The organism is Granulicella aggregans (assembly GCF_014203275.1).
GTDB lineage: Bacteria > Acidobacteriota > Terriglobia > Terriglobales > Acidobacteriaceae > Edaphobacter.
The window spans coordinates 30506-56084 of the sequence record NZ_JACHIP010000016.1; the positions used below are offsets into that span (position 1 = coordinate 30506).

Sequence of the window (25579 nt, forward strand, 5' to 3'; positions counted from 1 at the left end):
GACCTTGGGGTGAAACGCTACTTGGGGCAAGGCTTTCCAGCATCGGGGCGTGCGCCTTTGGCAATGGCGTCGGACTCGCTCATGTAAGCACCCTTTTTCGTCTTGCCGTAATATCGATCGCCGCTGCAATGGTAGACCTTGGTGGAGGTATTGACCCAAACCTGGCCCGGTCCGCCCCCGGCTGCGGGCTGGCTCGGCGTAGTTGACGGGCTGGAGGTCGCAGAGGGGCGAGATGCGGTCGCAGAGGTCGGGGCCGGAGGCGGCGTTGGAGCTGCGCTGGGCGTTGCTGTTGGGGCCGGTGCCGGTGCTGCCGAAGCTGTTGCGTACCAAGTCTGCACGCCCTTGTGTCCGGAGCAGGCTCCGCTCTTAGCCTTGGCGGTGGAGTAGGTGCCGTCTTTACACTGTCCTGTCGCCCCGGCGGGAGCCTGTGCGTGAGCAAGGGTACAGACGGACATAAAGAGTGCGGCGAAAACAGCGATGGCGCGTTTGGTCATAGATCCCCTCCATAGATCCGGCTCAAAGGTCTTGCTCGCAGCCGGTTGCGCCATTGGATGCGCGCTCTAGCCTTCCCCTGTCGCGACCAAGGTGTTTTCCATGAAATTGCCGGGATTTATGTCGTCTCCCAGACGCACATTTCAAAGTTTCAGGTACAACCGAAGCCAAAAAATAGGCAACTCAATACTGGGAACCTAGGGGCTGCAGGTATCGATCCGAAGGCCGCTCTCCTATCCATCCAGCACGACTAGCAGCCATTTGTAGCACCTGAATCGCGGCCTACGCCGACGTAGAACTGTGCCTGCAACCGTAAGATCTCGCGATTTCACCTATGGAGGATTCATGGCAATGACCGACGAGCTCACTCATCTTGTGTGCCTATTCCATCACCAAGATCAGGCTGCCGCAGCAACTGAAGATCTTTACAAACAAGGCATTCCTCCCACATCGATCGCGGTCATTGGAGACGAAGGACAGGAGCATGCCGCCGGTTCTGCTCTCGACGAATTTGGGATTCCGGCCCGTGACCGCCAACATCTGCTGGAAGGAATACGCAACGGCGGCGTTGTCGTGGCGGTTTCGACCGTGCAAGGGCATGTTTCTGCTGTTGAGAAGATCTTTGGAAGCCACAAGGCTACCAAGATTGATGATGCTGTCGTGACGCCCAAAGCCGCTGCACTTTCGGTTGGAGCGGAGAATGAGACAACTATTCCCCTCGTCGAAGAGGAACTCGCCGTGGGCAAGCGGACGGTGGATCAAGGTGGTGTCCGTGTTTATCGGCGGGTCATCGAGATTCCTATAGAGGAGTCGATCGACCTCCGCGAGGAGCATGTCGTTGTCGAGCGAAATGCCGTGGACCGTCCGGTCACGGATGCAGATTTGGCACTTCAGGGCAATCAAGTGTTCGAACTCACCGAGACAGCCGAAGAAGCCGTGGTCGGAAAGACAGCGCACGTTGTAGAAGAAGTGGTCGTGGGCAAGACCGCATCGGAGCGCACGGAGCATATTCACGATACGGTCCGCCATACCGAGGTTGAGATTGAAGAGATTCAGCCCGAGAGCGAACTGAGAACGCCAGTCAAAACGAACTAATTTGTAGGCACATCCCGTATCCCCAGGAGCAATTTCATGGCTGAACGCGTCAAAGTCTACGAAGAGACCAAGAAGGGAATTCCCGTTTGGGCTTGGCTCCTGCCACTCCTTCTTCTGCTGGCTCTCCTCGCCTATTTCCTCACCCACCGCCATCCTGCTGACGGCGCACCAGTTGTCAGCTCAACGGCTGCCGCGCCTGCATTTCCGGACCTCGGTTCTGTGCATTTCGACACGGACAAAGCCACTCTGACACCGGAAGGCCAGGCGACTCTACAGCAAGCTGCAGCGGCGATGAAAGCAAACTCCTCCGCCCATCTCCGGATCGAGGGTTTCACCGACAGCACCGGTTCAGCACCCCACAATGCAGATCTTTCGGAACAGCGAACACTCGCAGTCGCTAGCTACCTTAAGGAACAAGGTATTGATGGAAGTCGATTGACTGGCGGAGGCTTTGGAGCTCAGAAGCCCACCGACACCAATGCGACTCCGAACGGCAAGGCGGATAATCGCCGCGTCGAACTCTTCTCGCAGCCGCAGTAAGCACTGCAAACAATTCAAGCAGCTAACTCACAACAGGAGAATATATATGTCGAAGACAGTCGTAGGGCTTTTCAGCACAATGGCGGAAGCGAATAAGGCGAAGCAGGAGTTGATCACGGACGGCTACGAATCCCATAACATCCACGTCATGGCCAATGATGAGGGTCTAGCTTCATCGTCTGCGCCAACTGCAAACGAATCAGGCTATACAGATATCGGGAGCGGGGGCGGCACGGGGATCGGAGAGAAGATCAGCAGCTTCTTTCGTTCACTCATCGGCGGCGATGACCACGCCCATGATCATTACGCGAAGGGGGTAAACGCGGGTGGTGCGCTCCTCGCAATCACGGTACCGGACGAGGAAGCTGCCGAGGCAGCCACTTTTCTAAAGCAGGTTGGCGCTCGCGATATCGAGGGCGGGTCGAGCAGTAAGTACGAAGGTTCCGCGACAACCGCAGCAGAAGGCGTAGCGATCCCAATCGTCGAAGAAGAGCTCGTAGTCGGGAAGCGCGAGGTTGATCGCGGTGGTGTCCGCATCTACTCCCACGTTGTAGAGCGTCCAGTCGACGCGGACATCAACCTCCGCGAAGAGCAGATCAATGTGGAGCGCCGCGTGGTCAATCGGCCTGCAACCGCAGCTGATTTTGCTGCCGGTAGCGGATCTGTCATCGAGTTGAACGCAACTGGAGAGGAAGCCGTCGTGGGCAAGACGAGCAGAGTCGTAGAGGAAGTTCTCGTTGGCAAGCAGAGCAGCGAGCGTACTCAGGCCATCCATGATTCCGTTCGCAAGACAGAGGTGGATGTCGAGGAGGTTCCCGGCGAGACCACTGGAGCCGGCATCTCGAAGGATCGCTACTAGACGATCACGTATTTCGCTCACCACGCAGGCCGGACATCAACACGTCCGGCCTGTGGCATTTGCCTCTCAGGAGTTTCTATGACTGACACTGAATCTGCCACGTCGACAGTGGATGACCAGCCCACTACCCGGCCCAATGTCCTTGCCGTCTCTGGGCAATTCGACCCGACTCAACCATTTACTGAGATCTGGATGGCCAACGGTGAAGTGGTTCGCCTGCCGACCAGTGTGCTTCTTCAAACCTCTGACGTATGGAAGTCCGCTGACATGCGGGCGGACGTTCTCTCCTCGAGAGATAGCGTCACAATCCCGTTGGTTGAAGAAAGACTGGAAGTAGGGAAGCGGACTGTTGCTACGGGTACCGTTCGCCTGAACAAAACGGTCCAGGCATACACCGAAGCCCTCGATGAGATCCTCGCGGTCCGCACATTTGATGTGGAACGCATCGTTATCAACCAGCCTGTAGATGCTCCTCCGCCGGTCCGCCAAGAAGGGAATACGACTATCTACTCGCTCGTAGAGGAGCGATTGGTTCTTACGAAGGAGCTTGTTCTCAAAGAAGAGATTCGCATCATTCAGCGTGATACAGAGCGACACGACACTCAGCACGTCACCCTACATAAAGAACACATCTCGGTTGAACGCGTTCCGAGATAAGACGATGTGGGTGCACCGTCTGTGTCGCCGCAAAGATCATCAACTTTGAGAGGTACGGCTATTGCAATCTGGGTTGGGGGCGGGCGGACTAGAGGCGACGTGAAGAGAGACGCTCACCATCTCGTTTCCGTTCATCGTGGCCACAAGGATACAGGCTTGCTCAAGCTCGTCGGCAGCTTCGATCTGCCATGGCATTAGGTTGATGCCGTGTCGTTCGGTGTGAGTATGCCCCTGCATGATCACCTCGCTGGCAGTTTTCGGTTCCTGATCTATACAGTGGCGCGAAATCCTAGCGTATGCAATCCAACGGACGGGTTATCGGCCGTACCTTTGCTGGTTCAATCGCCAAAACCATCCTGTAGGCATCGAAAACAAGAGCTATGGACCAGATGGTAGGTACACCAGTACAGCTTCGACAAATACTGCGCAACATCGTGCGCGAGCCTGTAAAGACTCTAGTTCCGCCGTGGAGTTGGAAGGCCGCGGCCTTTGCCGCAGCGGTGCGTGGAGCAGCCTTTTTCTTGACGAATCTTCAGGCAGGGCGAGGAGAAGCGACAAAGGCACTCGTCGTCGAAGCGGTATTTGCTTTCGTCACAGGAGGATTGATCGGAGCGATCTCACAGCAGTTGCGGAATGCTGAGCCTCTTTGGGCGACCGCTGCCGTGGTCTGGATAGGTTTGCCGGGCATGATGCTTCTGGCTCAATCGGGAGTTCACCGACTCGCGCACACACCTCACCTCAGCGGCGGGCTCCTCCTATCATTCTTAGTGTCTGCGATCTCAGCTGCCTTCAGTTGGTACGCCATGCGTCATGGTGCGATGTTGGGCGGCTCTGATGAGACGACCGTTCTTCACGACATAGAAGTGTTGCCAATGATCCTCCTTAATTTCCTTCTCGCTGGTCCGACCGTGTTGGCTTCGTTTCTGCGGAGAAAACGCCTTGGCTAGATTGCGGAGCGCCACAAGCCGGGCTGTTCTCAGTACCGTTTTCCTTCTCCGCGCAACCGAACATTAAGTCTTGGGTTTAGGTTTCAGGCAGCCTTTTTAGCTCCTATTGCGGTCCAAGTTCACGGATCTGCTCACTAAATAAACCAAGGAGCACCAACATGCGTTTCTGCGCTAATGCGCTCGGTCTCTCGACCGTCTTAAGCTTTCTCCTTGCTGCTTCGTTGAAAGCAGAACCTATTCCAGTTCGGTACGGACAAGGGTCCAGTCACGGCTTCCTTGCTCTCAAAACCTTGGATGGCACGACAATCGCGACAGGCGAGTCAACGCAGGTCGTCAGCAGAGGCAAGGTAACATCTCGGTTGATATTCCGCTTCAAAGATGGGTCTGTGGATGAAGACGTAACGGTCTTCACGCAGGATAAGGTCTTTCGCTTGTTGACCGACCATCACATTCAGCACGGGCCTTCATTTCCTAAGCCGATCGACTTTCTCATTGACATGACAAGTGGCAACCTTACATTCAAGGCTGAAGACGGAAGCGTTTCGACGGAGCATATGGATCTGCCTCCGGACGTATCGAACGGGCTTCCGCCGAATCTCATCCTCAACATCCCTCCTTCGTCTCCGGAGACGAAGGTCTCCTACATTGTGCCGGGCAAGAAACCACGGCTCATCCATGTTGCAATCAGGCCAATGGGGACTCTCTCATTTCGAGTAGGCACGTTCCGGCGAAAAGCCACTGATTTTACCCTCCACGTCGAGCTGGGTGGGGTAGCGGGGGTTGTCGCGCCCATTATTGGCAAGCAGCCTGCCGACTACCATATCTGGCTCCAGGCCGGTGATCCTCCGGCATTCGTTCGAGAGGAAGGACCCTTGTACGAAGAGGGGCCCATCTGGCGAATGGAACAGATCAGCCCGTCTTTCCGGTAAAGTGCGAGAGTGAGGCCGAAGATGAATCCTGATCTGACAACGTATCTTCACGACCATCTTGCCGGTGCAAACGCAGCGATAGAGGTTATTGGTCTGCTCCAGAAGCATTCAGGAGAGCCCGTTCTAGTCAGCTTCCTCACCTCGCTATTGATCGAGGTCCAAGAAGACAAGCTCACCCTTGAAAAGTTGTTGTCATCCCTTTCCCTGGGCCCTAGCACCCTCAAAGACTCTGCTGCCTGGGTCGGTTCACAAGTTGTCAGCCTCAAAGTGCGAGGAGGAAAGAACGCATTTGGAGCCTTTGAAGGCCTCGAATTCCTCTCGCTTGGAATTCAAGGGAAACTTCACCTTTGGAAAGCCCTTGAACGTAGCGTTGCCTGCGGCGGGGTACAGGACAAGCCTGATTTCCGCTTGCTCATAGAACGGGCGGAGGTACAACATCGCAATGTTGAGGACCTCCGCCTGGCCCTAGCCACCATCGCTCTGTAACGATCTCTCTCGCGCTAAGATGTCTGCATGTGTGGACGCTACGGACGCCGATCCGACAAACAACATATCGCTGAGCATTATCGTCTGCGCGATCTTCGAGAAGTACCACTAGAGGCCGGCCCCGACTGGAATATCACCCCGGATTCAATCCAGCCCGTCATCCGCCTCGGCAGGGATACCGGCGAGCGTGAACTGGCGTTGCTAAAATGGCGGCTTGTGCCTTTCTGGTCTAAGACGCCAAAGCCCCCGTTCGACACCATCAATGCAAGGGCGGACAAACTATTGACCAGCGGCTCCTGGCGAGAACCTTTTCAACGGCGAAGATGCCTCATCCCCGGCGAGTTCTTCTATGAGTGGGAGCCGATCGACAAGAAGACGAAGCAGCCCTACGCGGTAGCTCTAACCGACGATCGACTATTCTCCTTCGGCGGGATTTGGGACCGGTGGAAGGATCACAACAGCGGCCAGGTGATCGAGAGCTTCGCGATGATCACCTGCGACCCGAACGAGACTATGGAGGCATTCCATGACCGTACGCCCCTCATCATCGAACCGAGGGACTAGCTTCTGCCGGATGGATCCTTTTCTTGCAAATCACTTCGCGCGCGTCACTTTTCTTTCGGATAATCGCGCCGATCTGCCTCGGATGACCGCCAGGACCTTAATTCTGCAGTGCCAAAAGGATGTTATCGCCAGTACCAGCGTGGGAGAATACGTACACTCGTGTCTTCCGAACAGCCAATTCGTCCTAATGAATGCGACGGGACATTGTCCGCATCTGAGCGCACCTCAGGAAGTGATCGGAGCGCTCAGGGCATTTCTCAACTAGGTCTTTCCTTCGGCCACGCAGCGAATGCTTCGTTCGCAGGGCAGGCTCTTGAGTTTCTGCCTAGTGGATTTCTCGTCGTCAGCGAAGATGGCACCCTGTTGTATGCGAACCAGACCTTTCGGAAGCTCGCTGGACGGCAAACTGGCAGCCTAGACGGGACGAAGTTCAGCGAACTCCTCTCCCGGGGAAGCGCGATCTTCTACGAGACGCATTTTGCGCCCAGTCTGCTTTTGCGTGGTGCGCTAGACGAGGTTTCGCTCGAGCTTCAGCTTCCTGACGGATCGGTCCTCCCTGTTTTTGTGAATGCCGCACGCCGTCCAGGCGACGATGCAATTCCGTCTCAACTTCACTTAACCGTGTTCAGTGCGCAGCAACGCAAGCTTTACGAGGCCGAACTCCTGCGTGCCAAGCGTGAGTTCGAAGAAGTCGCGGAAATTGTGCAACGGTCTGCCGATGGCATTATCCGGTTCAATGAAGAAGGTGTGGTCGGAAGCTGGAACAACGGGGCGCGACAACTTTTTGGGTACTCGCCGGACGAATCGACAGCTCTCACTCTCCACTCTCTTCTTCCCGCTGAGTCGTCAGAGGCGATCGCCCATGACATTCAGCGTCTAAAGGAAGGTGAGGATGTATATCGAGATACGCCCGCACTGCACAAGTCCGGTAAACTTTTCCACGTCTCGATCAGCCTCTCGCCTCACATGGAAGCTCCCGGTATCCTCGTAGGCTTTTCAGGGATTATTCGCGACATAACTGCCAGTAAAAAGGCTGAAAGAGCGATCTTGGAGAGTGAAAAGCTGGCTTCGGTCGGGCGCTTGGCCAGCTCAATCGCCCATGAGATCAATAATCCGCTGGAGTCTGTGACCAACCTGCTCTACATCCTTGCCGATCGTGTTCAGGATGTAGAGACACGGCAGTTTGTCGTTACGGCACAGGAAGAACTTGCGCGAGTGTCTCACATTGCCACGCATACGCTCCGCTTTCACAAGCAAAGCTCCAACGGGACAGTTGTTGATCTTCGTACGTTAGCCGAGTCGGTCTTCGCTCTGTATCGAGCACGGCTTGAAGGCTCTCAGGTGACGGCGATCATCGAATGTTCAAGCGATGCTCGTCTCTTCTGTTACGAAGGCGAGCTGAGACAAGTCCTGGTCAATCTTGTTTCGAACGCCTATGACGCCATGCGGGCGGGCGGCACACTCATCATCCGTGCGCACCCATGCCGGGATTGGAAGTCTGACTCAATCGGGATTCGGCTACTTGTCGCTGACAATGGCAGCGGAATGGATGCGGAAACCCAGCGCCGTCTCTTCGAGCCCTTTTATTCCACCAAAGGCATTGGAGGCACCGGTCTCGGGCTCTGGATCTCAAAAGATCTGATCGCAAAAAATGAAGGTTCCATTTCTGTTCGCAGCTCCTCTCGCCCGGGGAAGTCGGGCTCGATTTTCAACCTGTTCTTTTGCCACGCCACTGTGTAGATTGCAACACGATGCGGCTCATGTTGGAGCAAAGCTAAAGCGTCGCCAGATCTGCAAAGCGGTTCTGTCATCATAGTGCGTCGTAGTTGTCGTGCAGTGCGTAATGTGGGAATCGACGTTCTTTGTCGTTTCCAAGGCCTTTGGGAAGAGTGGGCAGTTCATCGTTCCAGGCTTTCCATCAGGCCGTCATTTCCACCGCAGGCGGCAGTGCGAGTTTAGCTTTGTAATTCACCCCGTAAAGCTGACGTGGATTCTTTTTGTAGCCGAGCTTGTCGCTGTTGGTCTGCACCTTCGGCTCGCGCTTTACTTCCTGTTCTGCTTTGATGATCTTCAGCGCATGTCTAAGTCGTTTGTTCTCGACGACCGCCGTGTGGCTGACACGCTGGTCCTCGCTGAAGAAGCGATAGGGAAGCGAGCGCCCCTTTGATCGGACCTCGAGCTTGCCGTCAGGGAACTCATAAAGATCGACGTACTCGCCGCCCAGACGCTCAGCTCGTTCCGTTCGAGGATGATCTGCTTGCGGTCGTAGGACATCGTGAGCTGTTCGCTGACGTAGCGCTGTTCACGAAGGCACAATGTGTCGTCAAGCGATTGGGCGGTTCGCTTCATCGGCCCTTGCGGCCAAGTGCGCATCTGCCCCTGGCTTCTGCACAACATCGCGGTATTGAGACAGCCTGTCACAAACGCATTTATCTCTCGCAGAACCGTGATACGAGTGCATCCTCAATGGAGGCTAGTATGCCCTGTCCAGCTTAAATTTGGTTACGTCTGCTTCGGTTAGATTCTTGTCCAAATCTTGAGTGCATTGATCCACCGCCGAATGAGAGCCGCCGACGAATGGCTTTCAGTCATTCACAAGGTTCTGGCATCGCAGCACAGCGGCTTCAAAATCCGTCAACCGCTTCTTAGCGTCTAGCAACTTAGTCTTAGCCGGATAGGCTGCATCGTCTTTGTAGAAGGCCATCCGGCTCATCGGCTTTGCTGGCACAAGCCTAGATGACGTTCCCCAGATGGTTCGGGGAAAGCTGGCAGGGTCACGTCGGAGGTATTGGCGTCAGAGCGCCGGACATCAGTTCCCTCCTCCTCATTCTCGCAGTGCTGGCCATCGTCCTCTACCGTTTCATCCGAGTCAGCGCAACCGAGCAGCTCGCCTCCTCCGAACTCGAAGCCGCCCGCACCGTCCAGCAACTCCTCATCCCCGCATCCAATCCGCCACCCTGGGCTTCCTCGTCGAAAGCGCCTACCTGCCCGCGCGTCAGGTAGGCGGCGACTTCTTCCTCATCCTCCCCACCAATGACCCCGCCACTATCAACAGCATCCTCGTCATTATGGGCGACGTCAGCGGCAAGGGCTTGCAAGCGGCCATGGTTGTCTCCACTATTATCGGAGGCCTCCGCATGCAGCTCTCATCCCAGCCCTCCGAAGTCCTCGCACAACTCAATCGCTTGCTCGCCGGACACGTCACCGGTTTCGCTAGCTGCTGCGCTGCGCTCCTCCACCCCGACGGCCGAATGCAAATCGCCAACGCCGGCAACCCCGCCCCCTATTGCAACGGCGTCGACCTTGAGACCCTTGCCGGGCTTCCCCTAAGCCTCGTCCCCGATGTCGCCTACGAGGAAACCCTCGCCACCCTCCCCGCCCACGCCCGCCTCACCTTCGTTCCCGAAGGAGTCATCGAAGCCACCGCAGCCCGCACCAACGAGCTCTTCGGCTTCGACCGCACCCTGGCCATCAGCCGTGAAACCGCAGCCACCATCGCAGAAGCCGCCTTCCGCTTCGGCGACGGCGCCCCCCCAGGCTGACGACATCACCGTCCTCACCATCGTCCGCACCTAGTCGTCCTGGCCAATCCACGCCTTCACCACCGGCAGCGTATCGCCGCCAGCCGCTTCGTACGCTGGACGGAGCAGGGTAGGTACCGTTCCCCGACCGCCCGTTATTCTCGGCAAGATCGAGAGCCGCAGGGCTACCGTGAGGCGTCCGGACGGGCTGCTTCATTCGAGACTGGTCATATCCCGGTTTAGGACTACAACGCGATCGACTGAATTCGATCGGAAACAATGCATGTATCGCTTACGTTAGATGGAAAGAAGAACGTCTAATTCGGTCGGCGGAGGGGGCAGTACCTGAGACTTGACAACCATGCCATAGCTTCCGCTGCCGATGTCGACAAGAACTTTATTCGTGGTGTCTTGGGTACGCGTAGAAGTAACGTGCAACTGCCGCGTAGCTTGAGCTAGTGCGTGGCAAAGGGTATACCGGTTTGGAATACGAGACGCTGCCAAGAAAACATTTTCAGAGCGCATTTGAGAGAGCTCCTCTTGAGGTAAGTGTTAGGGGCTGAGCAGCAGTTGCAAAATGGCTAGATAGCGATTTATTGCAAAATCTGCACGTCAACTATGCACCGGTCAATTGCTTGAGCACGAGCCTCCAGCACTGCGACCGAGGTTGCGTGACGGCTAAGGTTAGAGAGTTACAAACGACGTGCCTCCGCCCGGAAGCCGTCGCTGTCGCCGGTCCATTTTGAAATCAACTTACGGAGCTGCTCTTCAGTGGCCATGTGGAATTGTACCTACTGTACATAAGTCACGCCTATCGGACCTAAGTCATGCCCTGTGAACAACTTTACAGCGCTCGTATTTGCCCGAGAGCTCGTCGGAATTCAGCTCTAGACTTGAACGCCTGCGCCTCAAATGCAGATCCTGTAACGTTTGCAGCCCCCAGCGGATTTGCGTTGTGAAGCGCGAATTTTAGAAATGGGCTGACGTCGTTATGTTGGACGTCCAGGAGGCTGGGGCACCCCGTCGTGGACGGCCCGCTCGTTGTGTGCTCACGGGATGACAAGCCCTTTAAACATGGTTCGTGACGACCTTACAGAGCTTCACCATTCCGGAGCGCCTTCGATGCGTTCGGCCAAGAAACCATTTGGGAAGGCTCATCATGCTGGCAGCACTTCCACAACATTCTGAACGGCACATGTGTGCTCGCAGGCCACCTAACTTGTGAAAGCGAGTTGGAGAAACGCTGAGAGCATAGCGTTTACCTGTTTCGGTACGAGCCAGGGAGCAAAGTGTCCTGCTCCTAGGGTCTGGCCGTAGAGGAGGTGTGGGATTAATCTCTTTAGTTCTCCAATATCCGCGAAGTCGCCGGATGCCGCTATGTATGCGATGGGCATGGAACAGGCTGTCGCAGCCCTCGCGAAGTCATGGCGGACCATGTGCTGTTGAAGGGCGGCGAGTAACACGTGCTGAGGCGCCGCTGGCAGAGTGTGCAGTAGGCCCGTCAAAGCTTCTCTCTCCGTGGCACGACTGAGATTGTGCATGATTGAACGATACGCATTCTCATAATCATCTCCTTCGAGATCGTGGAGAAGAGGAGCAAGGAGTTCCGACAAGCAAGAAGCGGGTTGAAATACCGTATCGATCATGGCGACTGCCTGTACCAAGTTCGGATAGAGGTGAGCAGTTTCGATGGCGACCGCGCCACCCATACTATGTCCAACAAGAATCACATTTTCAATCCCCAACCTTCGACAGAGCCACGCGATGTCATCGGCGAATTGCCCGACTTCATAGGTCATTGCTGGGGAGTCGCTCTGTCCATGTCCTCGCAGGTCGACGTTTATGACGCGGCATGTGCGACGGAAGAACTCCTCTTGATACTGAAGAGTCGTGTGGTCACAGCCCCATCCGTGTATAAGCAGTAGCGGCGATCCGGACTCTCCACTATCTGTGAACGCCAACGAGATTCCATCCCTGAGCTTCTTCTGCATGGTGTTCCGATCTCCTAATGTGGTCTTCAGCAGACGCAAGCTGTTAACGAGATTGATTTGTTGCGGATTGTCGTAGATTCTTCGGTCCAGAGAGGAGCTTCAGGCCAACTTTGTCACCAATCAATTTGTCTACCCATCGTGATGGCAACCTGGTTGGAAGAATCCAATTAGAGAAAAGCCCTGCTACGCGGATGTATGTGGCTTTCGGCCGTTTTGCGGTCAAAGCTGTGAACACGGTGTCGCCGATGATTCGTGGCTCCATGCCGTTTCTTCCATCCCGGACCATGGCGTCGCGAAACGCCTGAATCAGGTTTACATACGGCGTATCGCTATATGCGCTAAAGTTGAGAGCCTCTGCTTTATCCCAGATAGCCGTCTTCACAGGCCCGGGCACAACTGTGATCACGTCGACACCGTACAGCATGAGTTCGCGCCGAAGTGACTCGGATAGACCGGTGAGTGCATGTTTCGATGCCGCGTAGGCCCCGAAGAAGGGAATGCCGATACGACCGGCTGTCGATCCGATGTTGACGATTCTTCCAGGTCTTTTTCCTGAGCCTTGGATAAGTGGGAGAAACTGCTGAATGACATTGAGGGTTCCAATGACGTTGACTTCGAGCTGCTGGCGAAATTCGGCGATCGGTACGTGCAAGAGCGGGGCGGCAGTCCCAGTACCTGCATTGTTAACAATTCCTAACAGAGGATCATCCTTCAGCAACTCACGCACCTGTTCGCTTGCAGCCGTAACAGCGTCCCTGTCCGTTGTGTCGAAGATCAAAGGAACGACCTGGTCCTTGAACGTATCGAGCAGGCGTTCAGCGTCGCGCTGACTTCTGACGCTGCCGAAAACGCGAATATTTCTCGCTGTCAGGGACTCGGTAATTGCCAAACCAATCCCCGAAGAGACACCCGTCACTAAGACGTTGGATTGCGCTTTCATCGTTCTCTCCTAAAGTGGACCAATAGACCGCAGTTCGGCCCAACGGCGTAAACGATTCGTGAGCTACGCTGTTTGAAGGACCGACTCCGTAACAGAAATCGTCGTCTTCTGATGGATAAAATCAGCAGCTTTCTCGCCGATGACGACACATGGAGCCATCGTGTTACCGCGCGTGACGCGGGGCAGCACGGACGCATCGACGATGCGCAGGTTCTCGATGCCATGAACCTTTAGCTGGCTGTCAACCACGGAGCTCTCGTCGCTGCCCATCCTGGCGGTACCGGATTGGTGCCAGAACGTGACGAGGCCGTTTCGCAAGAAGTTTTCCAGTTCCGTACCTTGAACAGGTCCGGGATGAACCTCGCGCTTTGCGAATGGTCGCAAGGCTGTCGAGTTGCCGATCTCCCGCGCGCGAGTGATCCCTGCGACCAGATCCTTCATGTCCTGCGGATCGCTGAGATATCCTGCATCGATCGTCAACGGCGCATTTGCATCTGCGCCTGTCAGACGGATCGAGCCACGGCTTTGGGGAGACATGCCGCATATCATCGAAAAGCCCTGCGCAGGAGGAGCGGCCCAGGCTGCGTTTTCGGGTGTTGGGAAGGGGACTCCGATAGCGTAGGTGTAAAAGTTCGGGGCGGTAAGTGAAGGATCGCTCTTCCAGAATCCTACTGTCTGGCTACGTGGCGTCATCGGCAGCGGCTCGCCAGTGCCTTCCCAGATGCAGGCAAAAGAGATATGGTCGTGCAGATTTGCGCCAACGGCAGGGAGCGCTTGTAGAACGGAAATCCCGAACTGCTTCAGATGAGCAGGATCGCCGATGCCTGATTGCATGAGAAGCTTCGGCGTCTGTATGGCGCCTTGCGAGAGAACGACCTCGTGCGACGCACGGAACGTCTTTGTAGAACCGTTCCAGACCGCTTCAACACCAACCGCCTTTGTGCCTTCGAAGACAATCCTGCGGACGAGTGCCTGAGTTAGAACAGTGAGATTGCCCTGTGCCATCGCTCGATAAGCATAGGAACGGAAGATCGAACGGCGTTTTCCAGCCATGACGGTTTCATCGACGAATGAACAGCCTTCGGCGGACTCCATCAACATTCCGTTTTGATTAGGGAAGCGCGGGAGTCCGCCGGATTCGGCACCGGCGAGTAAGGCGTCGGCAAAGGGATGTGGATCCGGCGCAGGCTGGACGTGTACCATCCCGCCCTGACCTCGCAGCACGTCAGAGTTTCCGGTCCAGTCTTCGATGCGATTCCGATAGAGGGAAAGCACAGAGTCGTAACCCCAACCGGCGTCTCCCGTTTCGCGTGCGAAGAAATCCCAGTCAGCTTTATGTCCTCGGGACCAGGTGGAGACATTAATGCTTGAGCCGCCGCCAAGAATCTTCCCCATGGAGTACGAAACAGAACGCCCATTGAGTCGCGGGTTGGGAGCGGCGGAGAAGCCCCAATCCGATTCGCTGCCAAGCGTCATGACCCAGCGGTTTGGGTCTTCGATCGTCTCCGACTCGTCGGAGCCGCCAGCCTCGAGTAGAAGCACGCGAACACTTGGATCTTCGCAGAGACGATAGGCGAGGACTGAGCCGGATGTGCCCGCGCCACAGATGATGTAGTCGTACTCGCTGGCGAGGTCTTGAGTGAGCCGGCGTTGAGTCGATGCGACTCGCGCGGCAAAGTGCTGCGATAAGTTTCCCTGATCTTCAAAAGTGCTCATGTGCTGACTCCCTCCGAAACCTCAACGGTTCCATACCGTGAGACTACGGAGAGCTTCCTTAATAGGCGCACCCTAAACCAATAGACTTTTTACTGGAGAATTCAACAGTTCCGGGCTCTCGGCGAACGAACCCATCACATCGAAAGCAGGCCGCGGCGCACTGCGAGAGTGACTGCATGCGTACGATCGTTGGCGCTGAGCTTATCCACCAGATTCTTCACATGGAAGTTCACCGTCGTCTCCGCGATACAAAGCACATCCGCAATCTGTTTATTGCGATGACCATCACGAATGAGGCGGAGGACTTCAAGCTCACGCGTCGTCAGTTGCTCCTCGCCCACTTGATCGGCGAGACGCGCAGCTATGGCGGGCGAAATACTCTTACCCCGGCTATGAACCGTGCGGATCGTCCCCAGGATTTCATCCCGTGGCGAGCTCTTGAGGATGTAGGCTGCGGCACCAGCCTTGAGAGCGCGAAGAATGTCAGCATCGCTCTCTGACGTTGTCAACACCACAATCCGCGCGTCCCGATTGATGTCGCGCATGGTCGCCAAAAGGGTAAGTCCGTCCGAATCCGGCAGACGCAAATCCAGAAGGGTGACATCCGGTCGTCTCTGCCTGAACTCCGATAAGCCGGTTCCGGCATCCGCGGCCTGGGCAACCAGGGTCATGTCCGTTTGGGAGCCGATGATCGCACTCAGACCCTCCCGGAAGACCGGATGGTCCTCGATACTGAGTATCCGAATTGGTGTCGATGGTTGTGTCATAAGGCCCTTCCACGATCGATACTCAGCGATGACGCAGGTGCAATACGCAAATGCTACTTGTTCGACCGGCCCTTGACTACTCAGTAAAGGTATCGGGAACGTTAGAAAGCTCAGGTCAAGATGTCAGTGCGCGCCCTAAAACATCCGATATCTCATACAACGCGCGCTGAAGGTGTTCAGGCTGAGCGGGCGTAGCAATCGCTTTGCCGGCGATCTCCCTGCACCCCTCGATCCCCAAAAGAAGCTTCTCACAACGTTGTCTTGCTTCAAGCGTGCGTCGATTCAAAAGCCAGTCGAGGTCCTTGCTCATCGATCGAGAGATATGGTCCAGGTGCCTTTTGTAGAGAAGTAGAACGAGGGGCACGCCGGAGAGGATGCACAGGGTGCGAATGAAAGAGTGGCGACACATGGACATCACTCCGGACCGGTTCCCACTTCAGCGGAGACCTCAGGCCACTCCCGTAAAAGCGTGATGCCAAATCTGGGAGCGGCAGCTCGCATCCGCTCTATGTCTTCACCCGAAGTCGGCTGAGGTTCCGAACCGGGAGAGAGAAGTAACCCTCCGGAAGCAAGGAAGCCCTCGAAACCACTCGGCGTACAGAGCAGCAGATAGCGAGCCGGCTCCGAGCTTTCATTGAGCAGCTGATGAGGGACGTTTCGTGGCAGAAGGATTGAGTCGCCAGCACGTAAGATGACTCTCTTCCCGTTGACGACAGCCGTCATTTCGCCCTCGAGCATATAAAACGTCTCGTCATCATAGGCATGAACGTGGATTGGCGTACGGGAAGACACAGGAGCACAGTTCTCAAACAAGGAGAAAAGAGAGCCCGTATCGGAGCCTGAAAAATGTTGCTCCATGACGGTGCCGCCAAGTACGTATCGGGTACGAAGTGTTTCTGAAGAGTTTTCGAGTTTCGTATTCACTCCTGGACATTAGCGGCCTTTCAGGCAAGTCACAACCTAGGAAGTGTCAGCAGGGCAGCTGTAGATTTCTACAGCGCAGGGAAGACGCCCGTCCATGTACAACAGGTGTACGCAAGAGTTTTCGGCGAATCTTGGCCGGTCGTACTACAGGAGCAGCAGTGTATGGCGAAGTCGTGGTTTCGAGTGATGCTGATGCTTTGTCTCTCCGCCCTACTGACTCTCCCCGCATGGTCGGTGGATCCAACGAAGCGGATTCATCAGTACGCACACACTGCATGGCGAACATCCGAAGGAATCTTTGACAGCCCGCCCACAGCCTTTGCGCAGACAAAGGATGGTTATCTCTGGATCGGCTCCGCATCTTCACTCCTCCGCTTCGATGGAGTGCGCTTTGTGAAGTTCACTGACGCTCAAGGAACCAAGCTGGCGTCTAATAGCGTCTTCTCGCTGCTTACAGACCGCGATGGAAGCCTTTGGATAGGCACCTCGCTTGGTCTCTCTCATCTGAAAGATGGCGTGCTGACCAATCTGACCAGCAGCAGGGCTGGCATCAGAGGTATCGCCCAGGACGACGCCGGAGCCATCTGGGTCGCTCGGGCCAACATGCTTGACCCCGGCGGCGGTGCACTCTGCAAAGTGGAGGGTGATGCGCTTCAGTGTTTCGGGCCGGCACAGGGTGTCCAGATGCCGTTTGCCGCAACGGTCGTCTGTGACCATGAAGGCAATGTCTGGTTGGGTGGTGCGCAGACTTACACCCGCTGGAATCCCAAGTCTCAAACCGTGTACGCGCCGGAAACGTTCAAGAATAACGCTGATAATGCCGCCATCGGTGCCATGGGAATCGCTCCCAATGGTCATGTGCTGGTCGGCATGACCAAGACCGGTCCCGAGGTCGGGCTTCAGGAGATCATTGACGGACAGCCGCATCCTTACGGACCGATAGAAGGCCTCAACAGCGAGAAAGACATTCTGGCGAACGTCATCCATGCCGATGCACATGGCGCTTTGTGGCTTGGCACACAGGCGGGAATCATTCGGGTCTACAAGGGCGTCGTGGACCGCTATGAACTCACCGACGGCCTTTCGGGCCCATACGTGATGGACCTGTTCGAAGATCAGGAAGGTGACCTGTGGGTCATCACAACCGAAGGCATCGATCGGTTTCGCGACCTGCCTGTGACCAGCTTCGGCGTACCGGATGGCATGGCCTCTGAGATCTCACACAGTGTCCTGGCGGATAGAAGCGGACGCTTACTCGTCGCCGATGGCTTCAGGCTGAGCATTCTGCAGAACAACGGGATCATAACGGCCGAGCAGGACAAAGTGATCAGCGGAAAAGGCCAGGTTCCAATGGTGTTTCAGGCCGCCGATGGCTCCTTCTGGATGAGCGCGGCGAATCAGCTTTATCGCTACGATCGCGGAAAGCTGCTTACCATCGCTCGCCCCAAAGACGCCCCTCCTAACACGGAGACAAAGGGACTTGCGGAAGACCGGGATGGAGACATCTATGCGCTGCAGGGTCTCAACCCGGATCTTTGGAAGGTCCGCAAAGGTATCGCGACGCGGGTCGTGACGTCGCCGGAACTTCCGCCCGCTCATACGATGACCATGGATCATCAAGGCACGCTATGGTTCGGTCTGGCGAGTGGAAAGCTTGCCCGGCTCCGTGGGACTTCACTTGATTTCATCGAGGTTGAGCCACCAGGCAAACCTCATAGCTTCATTCGCCAGGTCACAGCAAGAGATGACACTATTCTGAGCTCATCAACGTTTGGCTTGATGGTCTACAAAGATGGAAAGACCACGTATCTAGGGAAGACCGCTGGGCTGCCTTGCGAGAGCATCTTCTCTTTCACGTTCGACCTAAGCGGGAACTTATGGATGACTTCCGCCTGCGGCACCATGGAAGTCTCCGGCCAGGAGTGGCAGGCGTGGCGCAGCGGCACGCGGACGTCTGTCACCCCACGTGTGCTGGATGGTCTTGACGGAGCCCGCTTCGCAAACTACCCGACCATTCATGCAGCCGACGTTACCCTGGATGGAAAGGTCTGGTTCGCGACGGGCGCGGAACTGCAGATGGTTGATCCGGCAAACCTCGCTATCAACACGATCGTGCCTCAGGTTCATATCGAAAGAGTGCTTGCGGACGGCACAAGTATGGATGCGGGCAGATCTTCGCGTCTGCCGCCGCTCACGCGCCAACTCCAGATCGACTATACGGCGACGAGCCTCTCATTGCCTCAGCGTGTGCTGTTTCGCTACAAGCTGGAGGGCCACGATAAAGACTGGCAATCAGTCGGAACTCGTCGTGAAGCCTTCTACAACGACCTGAAGCCGGGTACCTACCGCTTCACGGTGCTCGCCTGCAATAACTTCGGCCTTTGGAATGAAGTGGGCTCGAGCATCACGTTCACGGTAGCACCTGCATGGTTCCAGACTCGCTGGTTCATGGTCATGTGTGCTTTTCTCGTGGGACTGCTGCTCTATGGTTTGTACTGGCTGCGAGTGAGGCAGTTGCGAAAGCACCTGCAGATTCAGTACGAAACCCGCCTTGAGGAACGCACCCGCGTCGCTCGCGATTTACATGACACGCTCCTTCAGACCATTCAAGGAACGAAGCTGGTTGCCGAGGAAGCGCTCCTGGGGGGCAACGATTCAGCCCAGTTGCGCAACATCGTAGCCAGGATTCATGACTGGCTCTCGCGAGCCGTTATCGAAGGCCGCGCCGCGCTTACTGCGCTTCGTACGGAATCGAGTGCTGGGGACCTGGTCGAAAAGTTTCGTAGTGCTGCGGAGGAGTGCTGTGAAGGCAGCGCGATGACGCTGCGCTTCGAGACGAGCGGCGTGCCGATGGAGCTTGGCGCTGACGTGACCGAAGAGATCTTTCGCATCGGATACGAAGCGATCCGGAACTCTGTCGCTCATTCAGGAGGAAGCCTCCTCGAAGTTCAGCTTGTCTACGGCAAGGTCTTCAAGTTGAGGGTCAGGGACAACGGCATCGGGTTTGATGCGGATGCCTCTTCTGGAAGAGTCTCCGGTCACTACGGAATCGAAGGCATGAAGGAGCGGGCAGCAGGTCTGGGCGGAGTCCTCTCCGTGCGCAGCCTACCGGGCAGCGGGACCGAAATATCTCTGACGAAAACGATTGGGTGAGAAGAGGAGATGCGGCAGCCGCCAGGTGGGGAAAGCTTGTCCACCTAAAGAAAAATACAGCTCAATTTCCGTCGAATTCGATGGGGTGTAGATGGGTCACCATCGTCTACCTTGTGGATGTGGAGTAAGCCCAGAGAAAGTATCTTCCACCGCGTTTATTTCGGCAGAGCAGCGACGCCACGTGATCCATCGGAGGCCTTCCATGAAATCAGCACCATCAGCGACGCTTCTTAGGCTGTTTAGCAAAGCCGCTTCGCTGGATCGCATCGGCATGTCGATGCTTCGACTAGGTCTCATCGTCGTCTTGATCTGGATCGGCGGACTCAAGTTCGCAGACTACGAAGCGGACAGCATAGTACCCCTGATCGCAAACAGCCCTCTCATGAGCTTTGTCTATGCTCATCCCGCTCCGGAATATCACGGACACATGAACAAGGAAGGTGAGGTGGTTGCAGAGCACCACGCCTGGCAGGTCGGCAACCGAACCTATACCTTCTCGAACATTCTTGGCTGCGTCATCGTGCTGATCGGTCTTCTTATCGCGTGCCACTGGAAGTTCTCTCAAATCGCCGCTGTCGGGAGCGCTTTGCTCGTCTTGATGGCCTGCACCACTCTGTCCTTTCTCGTCACCACGCCCGAGGCCTGGGTGCCTGCCCTGGGCAGCCACACCCACGGATTTCCTTTCCTCTCCGGCGTCGGTCGGCTGATCATCAAGGATTCCATCATGCTCGGCGCTGCTGTTGTCACGATGGCAGATTCCGCGAAGAAGTACCTGAAACAAATAGGGGAGATTTGATGAAATATTCCATCACGATTCGCATCGCTATCGTCGCTCTCTGGCTAAACGTTCCCGGGTTGATCCATGCGCAGATTGCCAGGCTCGATCTGAAGCACGGAACCTACGTGAATGCATCGATCAGTTGCACAGCATCGCCGTTTGCAGCTATGCGATCCTGGGACGGCATCGGGTTTTCCGGGCCGCACTCAAGCCGTTGCATGTCCCGCGTGCTAGGCCACAAGGGGAATCATTTTAAGATCAGCACTTCTTGTTCCGCTGTCGGAGACGGCACACCGAGCCCAGCGGGCCAGATAGATATTGAAAAGCTCTCGCTGATTCGACTTTCGAATGTCGACTTCGTAGTCTCTGAGGGGGCTAAGCCAAAGACAACCTATCGTTGGTGCACAGCTAACACTGGACTTGGAAATTTCAAAGGAAGCAAATAATGAGAGCGTATCGAGTTGACACGGCAGGCGGTCCTTTTCGCGCGGTAGATCTTCCCGAACCGCAACCCAACACAGGCCAGGTAGTGGTGAAGGTCTCTGCGAGTGGAGTGAATCCTTTGGACACTAAGATCCGCGCAGGGCAGGCGGCACATGCGAAGCAACCGCTTCCGGCAGTGCCTGGGTTGGATATGGCTGGAACTGTGGTTGCCATAGGACCCGATACAAGCGGATTCCACATTGGGGACGAAGTTTTCGGAATGGTTGGCGGAGTCGGGGGGGTACAGGGGACTCTCGCGGAGTTTGTCCTGGCGGATGCGGCACTCCTGGCACTCAAACCAGCGGCGCTTACTATGCGACAATCGGCTGCCCTCCCGTTAGCCACGATCACTGCATGGGAGGGATTGGTTGATCGTGCGAATGTCCAGGCCGGTGAGAAGGTCCTGGTGCATGCAGGGGGCGGCGGCGTTGGATATGCAGCCGTGCAGATTGCATTGGCACGGGGAGCGCAGGTCTACACGACGATTTCCGCCGACAAACGGTCGATCGTCCAGGAACTCGGCGTCACGGCCATCGATAAATCTACCCCGACAGCGGACTATGTAATTGAACATACGGGAGGCGAAGGTTTCGACATCATCTACGACACGTTAGGTGGACCGGTCCTGGACGCTTCGTTTGAAGCCGTCAAACGTTACACGGGCCGCGTGGTGAGCTGTCTTGGATGGGGGCCGCACGCTCTCGCACCATTGTCGTTCCGCGCCGGCACATACTCCGGTGTCTTTACCCTGCTTCCCTTGCTGAGTGGGGTAGGGCATGAACATCACGGGGAGATCCTTCGCCAAATAACACTTCTCGCGGACCGTGGCCAGTTGAAGCCTTTGCTTGCCATAGAACAATTTGGAGTGAGTCAGATTGCTGAAGCTTATGATCTGGTCGCGCGCGGTAGCAGAGGTAAGGTGGTCGTTGAGTTCTGATAGTGACTCGACCTCACGCTCTCCTTTCTCGCTACTGTCAGCTCTGTCATTGGCTGTAAGCTCAATCCCGCGTTTACACGCAACGAGACAATTTGTAAGGAGCTGCTAATTGTCCAGCGATGCTCCATCTCTAGCGTCGTCCGAAGTCCGCGAACCCTGGTCATGCCTAGCCAGACCGCCTACTTGCGTATCCCTACATCCTGTTTCGGCTCGACGTCCGGCCCCGCGCCTTGCGGATCAGGGCGCCGCCATCCATCTCATACATGGCAAATAATCGGTATGTCTGGCGCTCGCTGACAACACGTGCAACTTCTGCGCAGGCACGGTACGCCGTCCAGCCCGGACGTCGCTCAACATTTCGATCCGTTGTATCTCGTCCACTCATCGATACCCAACCAATCCATGGCCCCTGACCGTTCTACGGGCCAGACGGGGGTGCGGACGAAAACTTGGACCGGCTTCTTTTTATGCTGCGAGCCCAAGGCTCTTGCGGTATTCCATAGGACTGAGTGAACCGAGCGAGATTTTGATCCGCTTTTCGTTATACCAGCGGATGTAGGAGTCAACCAGCTCGATGAACTGGTCGATGGTTGTCGCCTGCCAGTTACGAGGATAGAACAGCTCTGTTTTCAGCCGTCCGAAGAAGCCTTCACAGGCCGCATTGTCTGGCGAGCATCCTTTGCGCGACATGGACCGGGTCAGCTTCGCATCGCTGATGCGTGAGAGCCATCCCGGCCAGCGATAGTGGGCACCGCGATCAGAGTGGACAACAGGCCGATCGTTGCTGTGGGTCACCTTCTCGATGGCTGCATCCAGCATCGCATTGACAAGCTCAGCCTCGGGATGTGTGCCTATTGTCCAGCTAACGACTAGACCGTCGAAGCAGTCGATCATTGGTGATAGATAAATCTTACCGGCCGGGATATGGAACTCAGTGATATCGGTAAGCCATTTCTCATTCGGGGCCGTCGCCTGGAAGTCGCGGTTGAGAAGATTCTTTGGCGCAGGACTGATCTCTCCCAGATAGGAGCCGTAGCGGCGGCGACGCGCAGTGGAAACGGCGAGGCGCTCTTCCTTCATTAAACGCCGCACGACTTTCTCCGAAATGAAGACTTGCTGCCGCGATAGAGCCGCTCGCATCCGGCGATAGCCGTAGCAACGATGATTGAGTTCAAAGAGGCTCGTGAGGACACAGCGCAGGTCAGCAAATTTATCAGAAGCCCGCTGCCGCGCACGGTGATAAAAGTAGGAGCTGCGGGCAAGTCTTAATTGAGCAAACAGTTCTGAAAGCGCGTAGGTCTGTCTCAGGGCATCAGCCAGCAGGGTCTTCTCCTGATTGCTCAGGAGCTGCGGATCGACGCCCAGACCTTTTTTTAGCAGTTCGTTAGCCTTCTTCAAAATGTCGTGTTCAAGCTGCAATTGCCGAATATCATGTCTAAGCAATTCGACCTGCCGCTCTAGTTCTCTCTGTTCAGGGACTTGTGGTGAATCGTCGTGGCGCTTCATCGATGCAGGAACCTCGCGACCAAGTATCTTGTTTTTCCAGTTGTATAACGTTGGCCTGCTCACGCCTACCCTCTGAGCAACTTGCTGCGCACTCTCCCCTCGAGTGCAGAGTGCGATGACCGCCGCCTGCTTTATCTCTGAAGGGTGAGAAACGCCCCCGGCCTTGCCGGTGACGCGTCTCCTGGGCTCAGGGGACAACTCATCAAGCCAGGCCGGTAGCTGTCATTTTCCTTGATATCCCAGCGCCCTCCGCGTTAAAGCAAGACAGCGGCCGTGGTTCAAGTAGTGAGCAACTGCCATGGCCTTCTGTTCGGGCGAGTACTTCGGCTTGGAGCGCACATAGCCAGCCGGCAGATCATGACGTTGCTGGTACTCCTCATGCCAGCGCTTGAGAGCTCTTGTGGTTGGGTAACCTAACTGAAGAACAGTAGCAGCTGCCCGCTTTCCGAACGTGACGTAGAGCTCGACCGCTCGAATGCGATCTTCATACGAATACATGGACGACCTCCAGGCCAGTCCAAGTTTTCGTCCGCACCCCCGACCATGACATTTCTAACGAGCCGCTACACTTTTGGTATACATAAGATGCGTTATCGGACGTAAACCATTTGTTATCTATAGTATATCGCTTTCGTCCGGTTCTAGACAAGAGATGATCGGATCAATCCGTAGACAAGGTTTTGAAAGGTGGCGCTCTCAATTCGAAAAACAGGGCGCGCCAGCTCCTTCGAGTTTCTCCGTGCTACTTTAAGCCCATGCCTAAGATCGAAGAATGTCTAATCAGTGTTGATATGGCACTGGCTTTGAAAGCCTTGGTGGAAGCAACAGGCCTACCAATACCCGACGGCAAGCTGGGGTTTCTCTGCCCGGAATGCAAACGCGCCGTCAAACCGCACACAGGCGACTCAGCGCATTTCGAACACCTCCGCCGCAACAGCAGGTGCTCCCTCAGCCATAAAGCTCCATGATGTGTTGGCGCAACATCATCCCGGTTCTCGCGATCGTGCCCGATGTGCTTGCCCCGGCTCACAAGGGAAAGGCGAAGTAGACCGTTCCGGCGAGCATGGCCGCACCTCAGGGCAGACCATGGATTTCAAGAGCAAGCGCTTGGAACGCGGAAACTGCCCGCGTCCCACATGCCACAGCCTCGACGGCGAAAGAACTCTCCTTGACAATCTAGGAAGAATTGTCCAATCTTACTCCTAGATTTTCTAGGAGTAAGAGCGTGTCAAAACAGGTCGATCTTTTGCAGGGTACCCTTGAACTTTTGATCCTGAAGGCGGTATCGCTCGGACCCCTGCATGGCTATGGAGTGCTGCTACGGATCGTACAGATCTCTGGCGAGCAGCTGGTGATTCAGCAGGGATCGCTTTATCCGGCGCTCTACCGGCTGGAGGCGTCCGGGGCGCTGACGACGGAGTGGGCACCATCCGAGAACAATCGTCGCGCTAAGTTCTATACGTTGACACCCATCGGCCAAAAGCAACTTGATCAGGAGATCGAGCAGTGGCGGCAGATGTCCCGCATCATGGGCGCCATCATCATGCTGGCAACTGCGCCTGAGGTTGGGGCGGAGGTGGCGGGATGAAAAACCGAGTGAAGCTACTGTTTCGATCGCTGTTCAACCGTCGCCGGGTGGAGGCAGAGATGGAAGACGAGATTCGCTTTCACCTGGATGCTCGCACCGCAGACCTGATCGCGGCCGGGAGGGCGCCGCGCGAGGCAGCGCGGCAGGCTCGACTGGAGTTTGGCGCGAGTGAGCCTCACAAGGACGGCATGCGCGCGGCACTTGGTGTTCGCTGGGCCGACAACCTGATCGCAGATTTGCGCTACGCTGTGCGACTGCTGCGAAAATCGCCCAGCTTTACTGCGATCGCCGTCAGTTCGCTGGCGTTGGCAATCGGTGCCAACACGGCGATCTTTTCTGTCGCGAACGAAATGCTTTACGAGCGTCTCGCGATCCCTCGGCCACGCGAGCTTCACATGTTCTACGCAGTGGGAAAGAGCCCGACAGTCATCCATGGCAGCTGGGGTAGCAATTTCCACGACGACGATGGACGCAATCATATGGACTCGGTGGCGTACCCGTTCTACCGGCAGCTGGTGGACAACAACCGCTCCGGACTGGAGATCTTCGCCGCCAAGCCGCTCCCCCAGCTGAACGTGACCGCAAATGGGCAGGCGCAGCCTACAAGGGGACAACTTGTCTCCGGCAACTATTACAAGGCTCTCGAGATCAAGCCCATGTTGGGCCGGTCGATCCTGCCTGCGGATGATGCCGTACCGGGGCGCGG

The 25579-nt window shown here is 56.1% G+C and carries 24 protein-coding genes and 1 pseudogene; 18 read left to right on the plus strand and 7 right to left on the minus strand.

Annotated features, from left to right (window positions below; all coding sequences use genetic code 11):
- Positions 1-17: 17 nt before the first annotated feature.
- A complete protein-coding gene (locus tag HDF16_RS25670; protein ID WP_184223030.1) occupies positions 18-494 on the minus strand; it encodes a DUF3761 domain-containing protein in 477 nt (158 codons plus the stop codon).
- 343 nt (positions 495-837) lie between these two features.
- On the opposite strand from HDF16_RS25670, the gene HDF16_RS25675 reads away from it, so the two are divergent.
- The 12 genes from HDF16_RS25675 (at position 838) to HDF16_RS25730 (ending at position 10111) form a co-directional block, all read left to right on the plus strand.
- Positions 838-1587 (plus strand): YsnF/AvaK domain-containing protein, encoded by a 750-nt coding sequence (locus HDF16_RS25675; protein ID WP_184223032.1) that lies wholly within the window; start codon positions 838-840, stop codon positions 1585-1587.
- A 36-nt stretch (positions 1588-1623) separates the two neighbouring features.
- Positions 1624-2127: an OmpA family protein gene (locus tag HDF16_RS25680; RefSeq protein WP_184223034.1), complete on the plus strand. Its 504-nt coding sequence runs from the start codon at positions 1624-1626 to the stop codon at positions 2125-2127.
- Positions 2128-2173: 46 nt separating this feature from the next.
- The gene (locus HDF16_RS25685; protein WP_184223036.1) at positions 2174-2986 is read left to right on the plus strand and encodes a YsnF/AvaK domain-containing protein; all 813 of its coding nucleotides are present in this window, start codon (positions 2174-2176) and stop codon (positions 2984-2986) included.
- A gap of 78 nt (positions 2987-3064) precedes the next feature.
- Complete coding sequence (locus HDF16_RS25690; protein ID WP_184223038.1) at positions 3065-3643, plus strand: YsnF/AvaK domain-containing protein; 579 nt, start codon at positions 3065-3067, stop codon at positions 3641-3643.
- Between the two features lie 380 nt (positions 3644-4023).
- Positions 4024-4590: a hypothetical protein gene (locus HDF16_RS25695; RefSeq protein ID WP_246410124.1), complete on the plus strand. Its 567-nt coding sequence runs from the start codon at positions 4024-4026 to the stop codon at positions 4588-4590.
- Between the two features lie 158 nt (positions 4591-4748).
- Positions 4749-5519 carry a hypothetical protein gene (locus HDF16_RS25700; RefSeq protein WP_184223040.1) on the plus strand — a complete coding sequence of 257 codons (771 nt, stop codon included), beginning with the start codon at positions 4749-4751 and terminating at the stop codon, positions 5517-5519.
- A 21-nt stretch (positions 5520-5540) separates the two neighbouring features.
- On the plus strand, positions 5541-6005 hold the full coding sequence (locus HDF16_RS25705; RefSeq protein ID WP_184223042.1) for a hypothetical protein: 465 nt from the start codon (positions 5541-5543) through the stop codon (positions 6003-6005).
- 27 nt (positions 6006-6032) lie between these two features.
- Positions 6033-6569, plus strand: a complete 537-nt coding sequence (locus tag HDF16_RS25710; RefSeq protein ID WP_184223044.1) for an SOS response-associated peptidase — start codon at positions 6033-6035, stop codon at positions 6567-6569.
- A 204-nt stretch (positions 6570-6773) separates the two neighbouring features.
- Positions 6774-8309, plus strand: a complete 1536-nt coding sequence (locus HDF16_RS25715; protein ID WP_184223046.1) for a PAS domain S-box protein — start codon at positions 6774-6776, stop codon at positions 8307-8309.
- 103 nt (positions 8310-8412) lie between these two features.
- Complete coding sequence (locus tag HDF16_RS25720) at positions 8413-8736, plus strand: hypothetical protein (protein ID WP_184223048.1); 324 nt, start codon at positions 8413-8415, stop codon at positions 8734-8736.
- A gap of 569 nt (positions 8737-9305) precedes the next feature.
- Positions 9306-9572, plus strand: a complete 267-nt coding sequence (locus HDF16_RS25725) for a hypothetical protein (RefSeq protein WP_184223050.1) — start codon at positions 9306-9308, stop codon at positions 9570-9572.
- 65 nt (positions 9573-9637) lie between these two features.
- Positions 9638-10111 carry a PP2C family protein-serine/threonine phosphatase gene (locus HDF16_RS25730; protein ID WP_184223052.1) on the plus strand — a complete coding sequence of 158 codons (474 nt, stop codon included), beginning with the start codon at positions 9638-9640 and terminating at the stop codon, positions 10109-10111.
- A 1193-nt stretch (positions 10112-11304) separates the two neighbouring features.
- Here HDF16_RS25730 and HDF16_RS25735 read toward each other — a convergent pair.
- From HDF16_RS25735 to HDF16_RS25755, 5 genes are all read right to left on the minus strand, one after another.
- On the minus strand, positions 11305-12081 hold the full coding sequence (locus tag HDF16_RS25735) for an alpha/beta fold hydrolase (protein ID WP_184223054.1): 777 nt from the start codon (positions 12079-12081) through the stop codon (positions 11305-11307).
- A 43-nt stretch (positions 12082-12124) separates the two neighbouring features.
- Positions 12125-13021 (minus strand): SDR family NAD(P)-dependent oxidoreductase, encoded by an 897-nt coding sequence (locus tag HDF16_RS25740; protein ID WP_184223056.1) that lies wholly within the window; start codon positions 13019-13021, stop codon positions 12125-12127.
- A gap of 63 nt (positions 13022-13084) precedes the next feature.
- Positions 13085-14737 (minus strand): GMC family oxidoreductase, encoded by a 1653-nt coding sequence (locus tag HDF16_RS25745; protein WP_184223058.1) that lies wholly within the window; start codon positions 14735-14737, stop codon positions 13085-13087.
- A 134-nt stretch (positions 14738-14871) separates the two neighbouring features.
- Positions 14872-15504 carry a response regulator gene (locus HDF16_RS25750; protein ID WP_184223060.1) on the minus strand — a complete coding sequence of 211 codons (633 nt, stop codon included), beginning with the start codon at positions 15502-15504 and terminating at the stop codon, positions 14872-14874.
- 414 nt (positions 15505-15918) lie between these two features.
- Positions 15919-16362: a cupin domain-containing protein gene (locus HDF16_RS25755; protein ID WP_184223076.1), complete on the minus strand. Its 444-nt coding sequence runs from the start codon at positions 16360-16362 to the stop codon at positions 15919-15921.
- 228 nt (positions 16363-16590) lie between these two features.
- On the opposite strand from HDF16_RS25755, the gene HDF16_RS25760 reads away from it, so the two are divergent.
- The 4 genes from HDF16_RS25760 (at position 16591) to HDF16_RS25775 (ending at position 21779) form a co-directional block, all read left to right on the plus strand.
- A complete protein-coding gene (locus HDF16_RS25760; RefSeq protein ID WP_184223062.1) occupies positions 16591-19581 on the plus strand; it encodes a sensor histidine kinase in 2991 nt (996 codons plus the stop codon).
- A 202-nt stretch (positions 19582-19783) separates the two neighbouring features.
- A complete protein-coding gene (locus HDF16_RS25765) occupies positions 19784-20377 on the plus strand; it encodes a DUF417 family protein (RefSeq protein ID WP_184223064.1) in 594 nt (197 codons plus the stop codon).
- On the plus strand, positions 20377-20805 hold the full coding sequence (locus HDF16_RS25770; protein ID WP_184223066.1) for a hypothetical protein: 429 nt from the start codon (positions 20377-20379) through the stop codon (positions 20803-20805). The genes HDF16_RS25765 and HDF16_RS25770 overlap by 1 nt, the downstream gene beginning before the upstream one ends.
- On the plus strand, positions 20805-21779 hold the full coding sequence (locus tag HDF16_RS25775; RefSeq protein WP_184223068.1) for an alcohol dehydrogenase catalytic domain-containing protein: 975 nt from the start codon (positions 20805-20807) through the stop codon (positions 21777-21779). The genes HDF16_RS25770 and HDF16_RS25775 overlap by 1 nt, the downstream gene beginning before the upstream one ends.
- A 465-nt stretch (positions 21780-22244) precedes the next feature.
- Here HDF16_RS25775 and HDF16_RS25780 read toward each other — a convergent pair.
- Positions 22245-23783 (minus strand): annotated as a pseudogene (locus HDF16_RS25780) (IS3 family transposase).
- A 727-nt stretch (positions 23784-24510) separates the two neighbouring features.
- On the opposite strand from HDF16_RS25780, the gene HDF16_RS25785 reads away from it, so the two are divergent.
- Positions 24511-24873 carry a PadR family transcriptional regulator gene (locus tag HDF16_RS25785; protein ID WP_184223070.1) on the plus strand — a complete coding sequence of 121 codons (363 nt, stop codon included), beginning with the start codon at positions 24511-24513 and terminating at the stop codon, positions 24871-24873.
- Positions 24870-25579 (plus strand): permease prefix domain 1-containing protein (locus HDF16_RS25790; protein WP_221313186.1); only part of this gene is annotated, 710 nt, incomplete at its 3' end. The genes HDF16_RS25785 and HDF16_RS25790, both read left to right, overlap by 4 nt.